Genomic DNA, 13,826 nt, shown 5'->3' on the forward strand with positions numbered 1-13,826 from the left:
TTAAAATAAAATTAAATATGCTGACGTGGCTCAATTGGCAGAGCAGCTGACTTGTAATCAGCAGGTTGCAGGTTCAACTCCTGTCGTCAGCTCCAGAATATGGAGGAGTTCCCGAGTGGCCAAAGGGGGCAGACTGTAAATCTGTTGTCAGTGACTTCGATGGTTCGAATCCGTCCTCCTCCACCAAAAGCCTTTGTAGAAATACAGAGGCTTTTATTTTTTTATAAAGAAAATAAATTTTTCATTTATTAAGAAATATTATTATATAGTTTTTTAAGATTACCTTTTGGGGATGTTGGAATATTAATATGGTAACTAAATTAATAACTATAAATTTAGGCTTAGTATATATTGTTAACTTGTTTATTTTATATACACTGAATGTTTCATAGATTTTAAAGTGAAATTTATTATTACAATAATGTAAGTTTGAAAGAGGAATTGTAAGGTTAATAAGTGGATAGTAAAAATTTAGAGTAATATAATAGACTTATGAAATGAATAATAATTCCTAGGAACACTCTATTAATATTAAAAGGAAGTATGAAGTCTTTTTAGACTTAGATACACTCTATGTGAATTAACCTAAATAGGACTTAAAAATTACTTTGTAGTTAATAAATTATCTATGAAAGGGAGAATAGAAATGAAGAAAAAAATATTTGCAGGAATAATAGTAGCTTTAATAGGGATATATGCCATAGGAGCATTTTTAATATATCCATTAAAGAATAAGGATATATTAAAGAAATATAGTGAAGAATTTAAAGTAGATAAATATGTTCTAGCGGCTATAATAAAGGAAGAAAGTGGATTTAGAAACGAAGATTTTTCTTATAAAAAGGAAGATAAAATAGGAGTTATGCAAATAAGAGATTTTGCAGCAGAGCCATTAGCTAAGGAGTTAGGTATAGAGGATTTTAAGGGAGAAGACTTAACTAATAAAGATACAAATATTAAGATTGGAACATATTATTTATCAAAAAACTATAATGAGAAAGATTTAAAATCTACTATGCTTAAATGGCAAGAGAGAAATGTAAGTGAAAAGAACCCACTTATGAGTAAAGAAACAGCAGAATCACTTTCAGACTCTATGATTAAGACTAGTAAAATGTATAAAATTTTCCACCCAGGATTCTTGTTTTAGATAAGAATTATTTAGGAAATAGAAAAGTTTTAAATTAATAAAAATAAAACATATGTTTATAGATAAAAGATCTGTCTTAAAGTGATATATACATTATTTAGACAAGGTCTTTTATTTTTTTGCTAAAAAATTTCAGGAATTATATATTGACAGTGTAATGAAAGAAAAGATATTGTAAGTAAATAGATTAAAACCTATTTAAAAGGATGATAAAAATGTTAATAAAAAATTTATTAAAGAATTTAAAATAATATGACTATAATGGAATTAGTCAATATTATAAATATATATCATAAAAATATATAAATTTCTTGACGATATAGAACTATGGTGATATAATTTATGACGATAGCTTTTAAATTTAATAGGTACTCTTATCAAGAGAGGTGGAGGGATAGGGCCCAATGAAACCCGGCAACCTGTGTATATCACAAAGGTGCCAATTCCAGCAGAATTTTCTGCGAGATAAGAGAGAATCAGATTTTGAGTCTCTTCTTGTTGAAGGGATTTTTTATTTGCAAAAATTATGATTAATAGACAAGTGAAATGAACATATTACAATCCATATTGTTAATTATTATGGGATTACCTATATAACATTAAGAAGGGAGAATAAGTTATGAGAAGATTATTTACATCTGAATCAGTTACAGAAGGACATCCAGATAAAATATGTGATCAAATATCAGACTCAATACTTGATACAATATTAGAAAAGGATCCGAATGCAAGGGTTGCTTGCGAAACTGCAGTCACAACTGGAATGGTATTAGTTATGGGAGAAATATCTACTAATTGTTATGTGGATATTCCAAAAGTAGTTAGAAATACAATACAAGAAATAGGATATGTAAGAGCTAAGTATGGTTTTGACTGTGATACTTGTGCTGTATTAACATCTATAGATGAGCAATCAGGGGACATAGCTATGGGTGTTGATGAGGCATTAGAGTCAAGAGAAGGAGAGATGGACAAGATAGAGGCAATAGGTGCAGGAGACCAAGGGATGATGTTTGGCTTTGCAACTAATGAAACAGAAGAATTTATGCCACTTCCAATATCTATGGCTCATAAGTTATCTAGCAGATTAACTGAGGTTAGAAAAAATGGAACTCTTGAATATTTAAGACCAGATGGAAAGACACAAGTAACAGTAGAGTATGAAAATGAAAAGCCAGTTAGAATAGATGCTATAGTAATTTCAACTCAACATGGACCGGAAGTTACAAGAGAAGAAATTGAAAGAGATTTAATGGAGCATGTTATAAAAGCAGTAGTTCCAGCAGAACTTTTAGATGAAAATACTAACTATTATATAAATCCAACAGGAAGATTTGTTATTGGAGGACCTCAAGGAGATTCAGGTCTTACAGGAAGAAAGATAATAGTTGATACCTATGGTGGATATGGAAGACACGGTGGTGGAGCATTCTCAGGAAAGGATCCAACAAAGGTTGATAGATCAGGAGCTTATGCTGCTAGATGGGTAGCTAAAAACTTAGTTGCAGCAGGCGTAGCAGACAAGATAGAAGTAGAGCTTGCTTATGCTATAGGAGTTGCGAAACCAGTATCTATAATGGTGGAAACCTTTGGAACAGGAAAAATCTCTGATGAGAAAATATCAGAAATAGTTAATAAAGTCTTTGATTTAAGACCAGCAGCTATAATAAGAGATTTAGATTTAAGAAGACCGATATATAAGCAAACAGCAGCTTATGGACATTTTGGAAGAACTGATGTTAATCTTCCATGGGAAGCATTAAATAAAGTAGAAGAAATAAAGAAGTTTTTGTAATACAAAAAATAGCTAGGAGTAATTCCTAGCTATTTTATCATTATAACCATAATATTTTTAAAAAATTATATAAGAAGATAACTTATAACAAAAAATTAGGATTATAATTTGGGGAAGAATGTCAAAGAATAGTTTCTTTGGAATCTCCTCTTTATTTTAAGTCAAAAAAGTGAGATGTCTCACTTTTTATTGTGACACATCTCCTCTTATATATAAGTAAAATTTATTATTTACTTATATATTATTTGTTTAACTTAAATATAAGTACAAGTAAAGGGTTAAGCACTATATACAACTTTACCGTTAACTATGGTGTATTTAACATTTATATTTTTATCAAATAGAACAAGGTCAGCATCGTATCCTTCTTTTATCATGCCTTTTCTATGATCTACTCTGCAAAGCTTAGCTCCATTTAAAGATGCCATATTTATAACTTCATTTAGTGGATAGTTTGTGTTATTATACACATTTTTAACTGCTGCATCTAGAGTTAAAACAGATCCAGCTAAGGCTCCATTTTTAAGTCTAGCAGCACCATTCTCAACTATAACATCTTGACCCCCTAAAGAGTAATTTCCATCTGGCATACAGCAAGCCATCATAGCATCTGTAACAAGAAGAACTTTATCGGTTCCTTTAACCTTATAAGCTGTTCTTAAGGAAGCGTAGTTTATGTGAATACCATCAGATATGGTTTCAGTAGTTATATCCGTATCAAATATAGCACCAACAACACCAGGCTCTCTATGATGGAAAGGAGTCATTGCATTAAATAGATGGGTAGCGTGACAAACTCCACACTTTATTCCTTCTATAGCCTCAGTATATTTTGCTTTAGTATGTCCCATAGATGGGGTGATGTTATTTTCTTTTAGGTAAGAGATGAGTTCTTTAGCTCCATCAAGTTCAGGAGCAAGAGTTACACTAGTTATAGCATCTATGTTATCATTAACTATTTCTTTAAAAGTATTTACAGAAGGCTTTTGTATATAGTTTGGATTTTGGGCTCCTATCATCTCAGGACTTATAAAAGGTCCTTCTAAATGAGCTCCTATAACATTAGCACCTTCTGTACCATTTTTCTTTGCATAAGCTATGGCTTCTACAGATTTTTTTATATCTTCTATGGAACAAGTCATAGTAGTTGGAAGAAACGAAGTTGTTCCATGAGTGGATATTACCTTAGCTATTTCGTTTAAAGATTCAAAAGTACCATCCATAGTATCATGGCCACCAGCACCATGAATATGTACATCTATAAATCCAGGGGATAAGTAAAGAGAAGAGCCATCTATTATATGAGAAGATTCTTCTATCCTAGGATTTATTTCTTTTATTTTACCATCCTCAATAAGTATACTTCCTTTTTCAATTTTGTCAGTAAAAATTATATTACAGTCTTTAATTATCATCCAAATCACCTCATATATATTTTAAAATTTTAAAACTACTAAAGTCAAATGTATTTAATAGTAAATAAGAATATTTATCAATAAATTAATAACTTAACTTTAAAATTACCATATGATATTATCTTTATATGATTATATTAATGGGATTATAAATAGTAATACAAATAATAGTATGTGAATTAAGTATATTTTATATAAAGGTAATATGATTTTTATAAAGATTTTCCTTTGAAAATATTAAGAGGAATTTTACTTTTTCTATAAAAAGTTTTAAGTTTAAAAATAAGAGTACATAATATATAAGAGCTTAACAAGTTTGTAAATTATTTTTAAAAGTATATGGTTAAAATACAAGTAAACGTAGTTTTTCCATAAATATAAAAACATATGTTTTTATATGATATAATATAGAAAGAATATTTAAAAGAACACGGAGAGATTATATGGAAGAAATTCAAGGTATTATAGATGAGATAATATTTAAAAACCAAGATAACGGATATATAGTTTCAAAGCTTAAGATGGAAAAAGACAGCGTTACTATAGTTGGGAATATACCTTATCTTGTAGAGGGACAAAATGTAAAACTTAAAGGACAATGGGGAGTTCATCAAAAGTTTGGAAGACAATTTTCTGTTAAGGAATGTGAAGAAATTCTCCCAAGTACTATCAAAGGAATAGAGAAGTATCTATCTTCTGGAGTAATTTTAGGCATTGGACCAATTACAGCAAAGAAAATTGTTGAGAGATTTGGAGAAGATACTTTAGAAGTATTAGATAATGATATAAATAAACTTCGTGAAATAGAAGGTATAGGAGAAAAGAAGCTAGATGTTATTTGTGAATCTTATGGAAAGCAGAAAGATATAAAAAACATTATGATATTTCTCCAAAGTTATGGAATTACAACAAATCAGTGTATAAAAATTCATAAAAGATTTGGAAGCACTTCTATAAATGTAGTTAAGGAAAATCCTTATAGCTTATGTGAGGAAATAACTGGAATAGGTTTTAAGACCGCAGATAAGATAGCAAGGAGTCTAGGTATAGAGGTAGATTCACCTTTTAGGATACAAAGTGGAGTTAAGTATGTGGTAAATGAATTTTCAGCTCTCGGAAATACATATATGCCAAAGGATAAGCTTTTAGATGAGGCAGCAAAAGTATTAGTAGTAACAAAGGATATAATAGAAAAAAATCTATTTGATTGTGCAATAGAAAATAAAATAAAAATTGAAAATATAGATGGTGAGGAAAGTATATTTACTCCTTACTATTATTATTGTGAACTAAACGTTACAAAGCAAATAGTAGCCTTTTGTACTAATCAATATAATGATCTTAAAATTAATATAGATATGGAAATAGACGATTTCGAAAGAGCAAATGGAATAAAGTTTGCAGTTTCTCAAAGAGATGCAATAAAAGGTTCCATAGAAAATGGGGTAGAAATTATAACTGGTGGGCCAGGAACTGGAAAAACCACTATAATAAATTGTATCCTTGGAATTTTTGAGAGAATTGGATTAAAGGTACTTATGGGAGCACCTACAGGAAGAGCAGCAAAAAGAATGAGTGAATCTACAGGTAGGGAAGCAAGAACCATTCATAGACTTCTTGAGATGGGGGTATCAGAAGAAGATGATGATGTCTTTTCAAAGGATGAGGATTCACCATTACAATGTGATGTGATTATAATAGATGAGGCCTCAATGATAGATATATCACTTATGTCAAATTTATTAAAGGCTGTATCTCAAGGAACTAGGATAATAATAGTTGGAGATGTGGATCAGCTTCCATCTGTAGGACCAGGTAATGTGCTTCGTGATCTTATAGAATGTGAAAGCATAAAAGTAGTAAGGTTAAAAGAAATATTTAGGCAGGCAGAAGAGAGCATGATAGTTGTAAATGCTCATAAGATAAATAATGGAGAGATGCCAATATTAAACAAGAAGGATAAGGATTTTTATTTTATGCAGGATGAAAGAGGAGATACGGTCCTAAATACAATAATAGAACTTATAAATACAAGGCTACCTAAGTTTAATAAAGACTGGAATAAGCTTAAACATATACAAATATTATCGCCAATGAAAAAGGGGGTTCTTGGAGTAGAAAATCTTAATGTAAGGCTTCAAGAAGTACTAAACCCAAAATCTAAACAAAAAAAAGAGAGAGAATATAGAGATAATATTTTTAGGGTTGGAGATAAGGTTATGCAAACCAAAAACAACTACTCTCTTAAGTGGAAGAGAATAAGAGGTGAAGGAGAAAAGGAAGGGGATGGAGTCTTTAATGGAGATATGGGCTTTATTGAAGACATAAGCCTAGAAGATAGAACAGTAACTGTTATTTTTGATGAAGAAAGAAAAGTAGTGTATGATAATATATATCTTGATGAATTAGATCTTGCCTATGCTATAACTATTCACAAAAGTCAAGGAAGTGAATTTCCAGTGGTGGTTATGCCTATATTTATGGGTCCGCCTCTTTTAATGAATAGAAATCTTTTGTATACAGGAGTAACAAGAGCTAAGGCTATGGTGGTTTTAGCAGGGTCAGTAAAAGCATTAAAGTTTATGACAGATAATGACCGAAATTTTGATAGATATTCTGCTCTTCAATGGAGAGTTAAAGATATTTTAAATAATGATATATTTAATTTATAAAAGAAAAGGGGGATTTAAATGTCCTTACTTAAAACTGCTATGGATAACAGTGGTGACATAGGCAGTAAAATATATAAATGGTGTATGGGTAAAAATAATGAATCTCTTTTAAATATATTTTCTATGCCCTATAATAGAACAAGTATATTTTTAGAGTGTGTATTAAATATTATTTATAATAAGGGTAAGGTTTTATATATAACCAATGAAAGTGAAGGGGAAATTAGCTTTTTAAAGGAAATAAAAAAGAAGACTAATTTTAAAGAATATTGTTATTATAGAAATAAGGTAGGATCTACTTATGATAAAAGATTAATATTTTCAAATCATATAAATGCCTATGATTTAGAGGAAGAGTTTGACCTTATAATATATGATGATATTAGTTCTTACTCCCCATATTCTAAAGAGGATATAATAAAACTTTTACAATGTAAAACTTCAGTAAAGTATATAGTTTACTCCATAGAAAAGGTCTTAGAATATGGGGAGATATTAGAGTATCCAATAAAAAAAATAAATGTTCCTTTTGTAGAGCCAAGAATAATAAGTACAAGAGTAGATATTAACAAAGATATGCCTTATGTTATGTATGATTATTTAAAGTGGTTTATAACATCTAATAGTAATGTTGTAATATATACTCCTGATGAGGAGAAGAAGCAATGTATATTAGAGTATTTGAAATCTTTAGATGATAATATAGGTAATTTTGTTCTTGATCTTGATGAGGATAGAAAAAAACTTTTGACAAGGGTAAAAATAAAAGATATATCTACCATAGCTATAACAAGTAATATGTATAATATACCATCTTATGTCAATAATCTTAATATAGTGGTCTATTTCGCAGATCATATATCTTTAGATTATAAAAAGCTCATATTTATATGTGGCAAGACAGGGGTGACTAATGGAATTAAGGGAAGTGAAGTTATATTTTTAGCTAATACTATAAGTAAGGATATGGATATAGCTAAGGATATATCAAGAAACCTTAATAAAGTAGCATGGGAAAATGGATATTTAAATACCTAGTATATTTTAAAAAATGTATGCTTAGCTTAATATATGATGAATGTAATCATTGTTGTATATGTAAAGAATCTTTAGAAAATGGATACTTATGTGATCCATGCAGTAAAAAGCTTACATTAAATAAAGAACCATCTTATGAGTTTTTAGGAAATCATAGGATAAGGGTTTATTCATGTATGTATTATAATAATTATGCAAAGGATTTAATATTAAGACTAAAGTCTAAGAAAGATTTTAGTGCAGGAGAAGCCTTGGCTAAATTTATGATAAATTCAATAAATGATCAATCTATAGATTTTCATTATATTATACCAGTGCCTATATCTAAGGAAAAGTTTAAAAAAAGAGGATTTAATCAAAGTGTATTTTTAAGTAGGATAATAGGAGAGTATTTTAATAAGGAAGTTTTAGATATATTATATATTAATAGAAGTGTAAATGAGCAGAAGATATTAACAAGGGAAGAAAGATTAGCTAATCTGAGCAGTGCTTTTTCTGTTAACAACCTTTATAGGAAAAAAATTAAAGGTAAGAATATATTGTTAATAGATGATGTCATTACAACAGGAGCAACTATATATAATTGTAGCATGCCATTAATTGAAGATTGCGACAACTACATTTGGGTATTGACTGTAGCTAAATCTAGTATATAATAGTAATGTAAAGCTAGGTTTGTGGTTGAAAGTCGATGCCAGTCGCAGGCAAAACGATCCACGTAAGTTAAACAAAAGGTTTAATGATCATGGTGCGGCTTAGAAGTAAGTCCTGCCACAAAGTGAGAGTGTTAGTAGTGAGAGGTTAATTCCGGGTAGCAAAAGCTCCAGCAGGCGAGTGTGGGGTCAAAGACCAGGTCAACTAGCTTTACTAAGTAAGATATATAATTTATTTAAAATAAAAAGACTTTGGATATATCCAAAGTCTTTTTTGCCCTTCATATTCTATAATATCATAAAAGAGAATAATTATCAAAGACCTTAGTGATGGGAAAATCTTCAGAAGAATTAGAATAATATAAGAATAGTTATTTTAATTAGAATAAAGGTTTCTACCACAATGAATTTGAATTTTGTAAAATTTACATATTTAGATTAAAATAAAAGTAACAAAAGAAGAACATAATAAATAAAGTAGTATAAAGTATTTCTAACATAAAGAGAGGGGCTGGAGTTTATGAAAGTAAGAATAGTTGCTAAAAATATTGATTTGACACAAGGACTTAAGGATGCGGTGGATAAAAAGCTATCAAAGCTAGATAAATATTTCAACCCTAATGTAAATGCAAATGTAACATTAAGTGTTCAAAAAAGCAGACAAATAGTAGAAGTGACAATACCTTTCAATGGTATATTATTAAGAGGTGAGGAAGCCACAGAAGATATGTATGCTTCAATTGATTTGGTAATTGATAAGTTAGAAAGACAAATAAGAAAACAAAAAACAAAGCTTCAAAGAAGAAATGGCGGAGATTCATTAAGATTCCAATTTATACCTGAGTTTGAGAGTGATAAGGATGAAGAACCACAAATAGTGAAAACTAAGAGGTTTACAATGAAGCCAATGTCTACAGATGAAGCAATACTTCAAATGGAACTTTTAGGACATAACTTCTTTGTATATGAAAACTCAGAGGATGGAGAAGTAAATGTAATATATAGAAGAAAAGATGGAAATTATGGTTTAATAGAACCAGAAGTATAAGGAAAATATAAATAAGATATAATAAAAAGAGCTGCTTGGAAAAAAGTAGCTCTTTAAGTTTTGTTATGTATTTATTATATATGTTGAAATTATAATAAGTTAAATGGTATAATTTATAAATAACATAACATAGAAGTGTGAGGATGAATGTAATGGGAATATTTAATAAAATATTTGGTTCATATAGTGAAAGAGAAGTAAAAAGAATTTTACCTTTAGTAGATAAAATAGATTCCTTAGAAGAGTCAATAAAGCAGTTAAGTGATGAAGAATTAAAAGGTAAAACTCTTGAGTTTAAAAATAGACTAAATAATGGTGAGACTTTAGATGATGTATTGGCAGAAGCTTTTGCGGTTGTTAGAGAAGCATCAGGTAGAGTTCTTGGAATGAGACATTATAGAGAACAACTTATAGGTGGAGTTGTCCTTCACCAAGGAAGAATATCTGAAATGAAGACAGGAGAAGGTAAAACTTTAGTTGCAACTCTTCCTGCTTACTTAAATGCCCTAAGTGAAAAAGGAGTACATATAGTTACAGTAAATGACTATCTTGCAAAAAGAGATAAGGAATGGATGGGACAGATATATGAATTCTTAGGACTTAAGACAGGGGTAATAGTTCATGAATTAAATAATGAAGAGAGAAGAGCAGCTTATAATTCAGATATAACCTACGGAACTAACAATGAGTTTGGATTTGATTACTTAAGAGACAATATGGTTATATATAAGGAAGAAAGGGTTCAAAGAGACCTTAACTTCTCCATAGTTGACGAAGTTGACTCTATACTTATAGATGAGGCTAGAACTCCTCTTATAATATCAGGTGAGGGAGATAAGTCTACAGAATTTTATAAGATAGCAGACTTCTTTGTAAAAACTCTTAAAGGAGAAACAGATTATACTGTAGATGAAAAAGCAAAATCTGTTATGTTGACAGAAGAAGGTATAAAAAAAGCAGAGAAGTATTTCCACTTAGAAAACTATGCAGATGCTGAAAATATGGAGATACAACACCATGTTACTCAAGCCTTAAAGGCAAATTATCAAATGAAGATAGATAAGGATTATGTAGTTAAAAGTGGTGAAGTTGTAATAGTTGATGAGTTTACAGGAAGAATAATGGAAGGTAGAAGATATTCAGATGGTCTTCACCAAGCTATAGAAGCAAAAGAAGGGGTTAAGGTAGAAAAAGAATCTAAGACCCTTGCAACTATAACATTCCAGAACTATTTTAGAATGTATAATAAATTATCAGGTATGACAGGTACAGCCCTAACAGAGGAAGTAGAATTTAGAGAAATTTATGGTCTTGATGTTATAGTTGTACCAACTCATAGAGCTATAGCAAGAGAAGATCAATCTGATGTTATATACAAAACTGAAAATGGTAAATATAAGGCAATAATTAAAGAAATAGAAGAGTCTTATAAGAAAGGGCAACCAGTTCTTGTAGGTACTGTATCTATAGAAAACTCTGAGCTATTATCTGCCATGCTTAAGAAAAAAGGAGTGCCTCATCAGGTCCTAAATGCTAAGTATCATGAACAAGAAGCGGACATAATATCCCATGCAGGAGAAAAGGGCATGGTGACTATAGCTACTAATATGGCGGGTCGTGGTACTGATATAAAGCTTGGAGAAGGTGTAACAGAAGTTGGTGGATTAAAAATAATAGGAACTGAAAGACATGAATCTAGAAGAATAGATAACCAGCTTAGAGGACGTTCTGGTCGTCAAGGAGATCCAGGAGCATCAAGATTCTATCTATCCCTTGAAGATGATCTAATGAGAATATTTGGATCAGAAAAGCTTCAATCCCTTGTTGATAAGCTTGGGCTTGAAGAGGATGAGGCTATAGAAAGTAACATGGTTACAAAAGCTATAGAAAATGCTCAAAAGAAGGTAGAAGGTAATAACTTCGATATAAGAAAAACCTTACTTGGATATGATGATGTAATGAATAAGCAAAGAGAAATAATATATGCTCAAAGATCTCAAGTTTTATCCGGTGAAAATCTTAAAGAGCAAATATCTCTTATGATAGAAGAGACAATAGAAGCAGGAGTTAAAACTCATATATCTGGAAGTGAGGATACCTTTACTGAGGAGTTAAAGAATCTTGTAAACTATATGGAAGATATATTTGTACCTCATAAAATGGTTAAGGTAGAGGAGCTAGAGAAATTATCTAATGAAGAGATAATAGATAAATATGAAGATATAGCTTTTGATTTATATGAAGAAAAAGAAAAATCTTTCGGTGAAGAACAAATGAGAGAAATCGAAAGAGTTATACTTCTGAGAATTGTTGATACTAAGTGGATGGATCACATAGATAATATGGATCACTTAAAGCAAGGTATAGGTCTTAGAGCTTATAAGCAACAAGATCCAACTCAAGCATATCAGTTTGAAGGAAGTAATATGTTTGATGAGATGATATTCAACATAAAGGTAGATACTGTTAAGTTCTTAATGCATGTTCAAAGCGAAAGAGCTCCAGAAAGAGAAAGAGTAGTTAAGGAAACAGCTACAAACATAGATTCACAAGGTAAGAGAGTTCCTGTTAAAAATGATAATAAGATAGGAAGAAATGATCCATGTACTTGTGGTAGTGGAGTAAAATATAAGAACTGTTGTGGACGTGGAGTTTAATAGTAAAAATCAAGGATTTGCAACAAAAGTTGCAAATCCTTTTTTATACTATTATTATTAAGTAAGATTAAAATATTTTTATGGAACATAATATATAATAGAGGTGATTACAGTGATATTAAAACTTCAAGAAGCTTTAAACGAGATTCAGCCATTAAAGGAAAAAATAGAGGAAATGAGGAACTCTCTTTGACCCAGCTAGTTTAAAGAGGAAAGTTGACGAATTAGATAAGGCCATGGAACAGCCTGGTTTTTGGGATGATATAAAAAAAGCAGGGGATGTAACTAAGGAATCTAAAAAATTAAAAGATAAATTAAATTTATTTAAGTCCTTAGAAGAGAGGATAGAAGATGTAGAAATACTTGGAGATATGGCTATTGAAGAAAACGATGAAGCTTCCATTAGGGAAATTATAAAAGAAATTAATATGCTTAAAAAAGAGGTAGAAAGTTATAGAATAGAAATTCTTCTTTCAGGTGATTATGATAGAAATAATGCCATATTAAATCTTCATGCAGGAGTTGGGGGTACAGATGCCCAAGATTGGACAGAGATGCTTCTTAGGATGTATACAAGATGGTGTGAGGGAAGAGGATTTAGGCTAGAAACCTTAGATTATTTACCAGGAGATGAAGCTGGTATAAAAGGAGTAACCATAAAGGTAACTGGGGAATTTGCTTATGGATATCTTAAGGCTGAAAAGGGAATACATAGGTTAGTAAGAATATCTCCCTTTAATGCAAATGGAAAAAGACAAACTTCCTTTGCTTCAATGGAGGTTCTTCCAGAGCTTACAGAGGATCAGGATATAGAGATAAACCCAGCAGACTTGAAACTTGATACTTTTAGGGCAGGAGGAGCAGGAGGACAGCATGTTAATAAAACTGAATCTGCTGTTAGAATAACTCATATACCAACAGGTATAGTAGTAGCCTGTCAGAATGAAAGAAGTCAGCATAATAATAGAGATGTAGCTATGAAAATGCTTAAGGCAAAACTTATAGAACTTAAGGAAAGAGCTCACAAGGAAAAAGTTGAAGATCTTACAGGAGAGCTTAAAGATATAGGATGGGGAAGTCAAATAAGATCTTATGTATTTCATCCATATTCTTTAGTTAAGGATCATAGAACAAATACTGAAAATAGTAATGTTCAAGGGGTTATGGATGGAGATATAGACTTATTTATAAATGCTTATCTTAGTAGTGATAATAACACTTAGATAGTGGTAATATTAAAATAAATTTTTATAAAATAAAGGATTTTAAAAAATTAATAGGGAATAGATTATTAAGGGTGCAAATAATGCACCCTTAATTTTGTAAGTTAAAGCATATTAAAAATAGTAGCTAGATACTTACAGAGTTTTAAAAATGCATAGATATAATATGTTTTTA

General features: G+C 30.3%; 9 protein-coding genes, 2 tRNA genes and 1 riboswitch. Of the genes, 10 read left to right on the forward strand and 1 reads right to left on the reverse strand.

The window, feature by feature from the left end; all coding sequences use genetic code 11:
- The first annotated feature begins 19 nt into the window (after positions 1 to 19).
- The 4 genes from BR69_RS0113185 (at position 20) to metK (ending at position 2,945) form a co-directional block, all read left to right on the forward strand.
- Positions 20 to 95: transfer RNA gene (locus BR69_RS0113185), tRNA-Thr, on the forward strand.
- A gap of 6 nt (positions 96 to 101) precedes the next feature.
- A tRNA-Tyr gene (locus tag BR69_RS0113190) sits at positions 102 to 186 on the forward strand.
- Positions 187 to 646: 460 nt separating this feature from the next.
- On the forward strand, positions 647 to 1,150 hold the full coding sequence (locus BR69_RS20550) for a transglycosylase SLT domain-containing protein (protein ID WP_051623619.1): 504 nt from the start codon (positions 647 to 649) through the stop codon (positions 1,148 to 1,150).
- Between the two features lie 371 nt (positions 1,151 to 1,521).
- A riboswitch (SAM riboswitch) is annotated at positions 1,522 to 1,622 on the forward strand.
- 147 nt (positions 1,623 to 1,769) lie between these two features.
- Positions 1,770 to 2,945, forward strand: a complete 1,176-nt coding sequence (gene metK, locus BR69_RS0113205; protein WP_027633592.1) for a methionine adenosyltransferase — start codon at positions 1,770 to 1,772, stop codon at positions 2,943 to 2,945.
- A gap of 278 nt (positions 2,946 to 3,223) precedes the next feature.
- Here the strand turns inward: metK and nagA are convergent, their stop codons facing one another.
- The gene (nagA, locus tag BR69_RS0113210) at positions 3,224 to 4,360 is read right to left on the reverse strand and encodes an N-acetylglucosamine-6-phosphate deacetylase (RefSeq protein ID WP_027633593.1); all 1,137 of its coding nucleotides are present in this window, start codon (positions 4,358 to 4,360) and stop codon (positions 3,224 to 3,226) included.
- Positions 4,361 to 4,803: 443 nt separating this feature from the next.
- Between nagA and recD2 the strand changes: the two genes are divergently transcribed.
- The 6 genes from recD2 to prfB all read left to right on the forward strand — a co-directional run bounded on the left by recD2 (position 4,804) and on the right by prfB (position 13,651).
- Entirely contained in the window at positions 4,804 to 7,032 is a 2,229-nt protein-coding gene (recD2, locus tag BR69_RS0113215; RefSeq protein ID WP_027633594.1) for an SF1B family DNA helicase RecD2, read from the forward strand.
- An 18-nt stretch (positions 7,033 to 7,050) separates the two neighbouring features.
- A complete protein-coding gene (locus BR69_RS0113220; RefSeq protein WP_027633595.1) occupies positions 7,051 to 8,070 on the forward strand; it encodes a hypothetical protein in 1,020 nt (339 codons plus the stop codon).
- Between the two features lie 17 nt (positions 8,071 to 8,087).
- Positions 8,088 to 8,726, forward strand: a complete 639-nt coding sequence (locus BR69_RS0113225) for a ComF family protein (RefSeq protein ID WP_150112279.1) — start codon at positions 8,088 to 8,090, stop codon at positions 8,724 to 8,726.
- Between the two features lie 517 nt (positions 8,727 to 9,243).
- The gene (gene hpf / locus BR69_RS0113230; RefSeq protein WP_027633597.1) at positions 9,244 to 9,771 is read left to right on the forward strand and encodes a ribosome hibernation-promoting factor, HPF/YfiA family; all 528 of its coding nucleotides are present in this window, start codon (positions 9,244 to 9,246) and stop codon (positions 9,769 to 9,771) included.
- Between the two features lie 152 nt (positions 9,772 to 9,923).
- A complete protein-coding gene (gene secA, locus BR69_RS0113235; protein WP_027633598.1) occupies positions 9,924 to 12,428 on the forward strand; it encodes a preprotein translocase subunit SecA in 2,505 nt (834 codons plus the stop codon).
- 112 nt (positions 12,429 to 12,540) lie between these two features.
- A protein-coding gene (prfB, locus tag BR69_RS0113245) for a peptide chain release factor 2 (RefSeq protein WP_207640774.1) occupies positions 12,541 to 13,651 on the forward strand; the annotation gives its coding sequence in 2 pieces (ribosomal slippage) (positions 12,541 to 12,606 and positions 12,608 to 13,651; 1,110 coding nt in all).
- Positions 13,652 to 13,826: the final 175 nt, after the last annotated feature.

This window comes from Clostridium hydrogeniformans DSM 21757, assembly GCF_000686705.1.
Classification (GTDB): domain Bacteria; phylum Bacillota; class Clostridia; order Clostridiales; family Clostridiaceae; genus Clostridium_Z; species Clostridium_Z hydrogeniformans.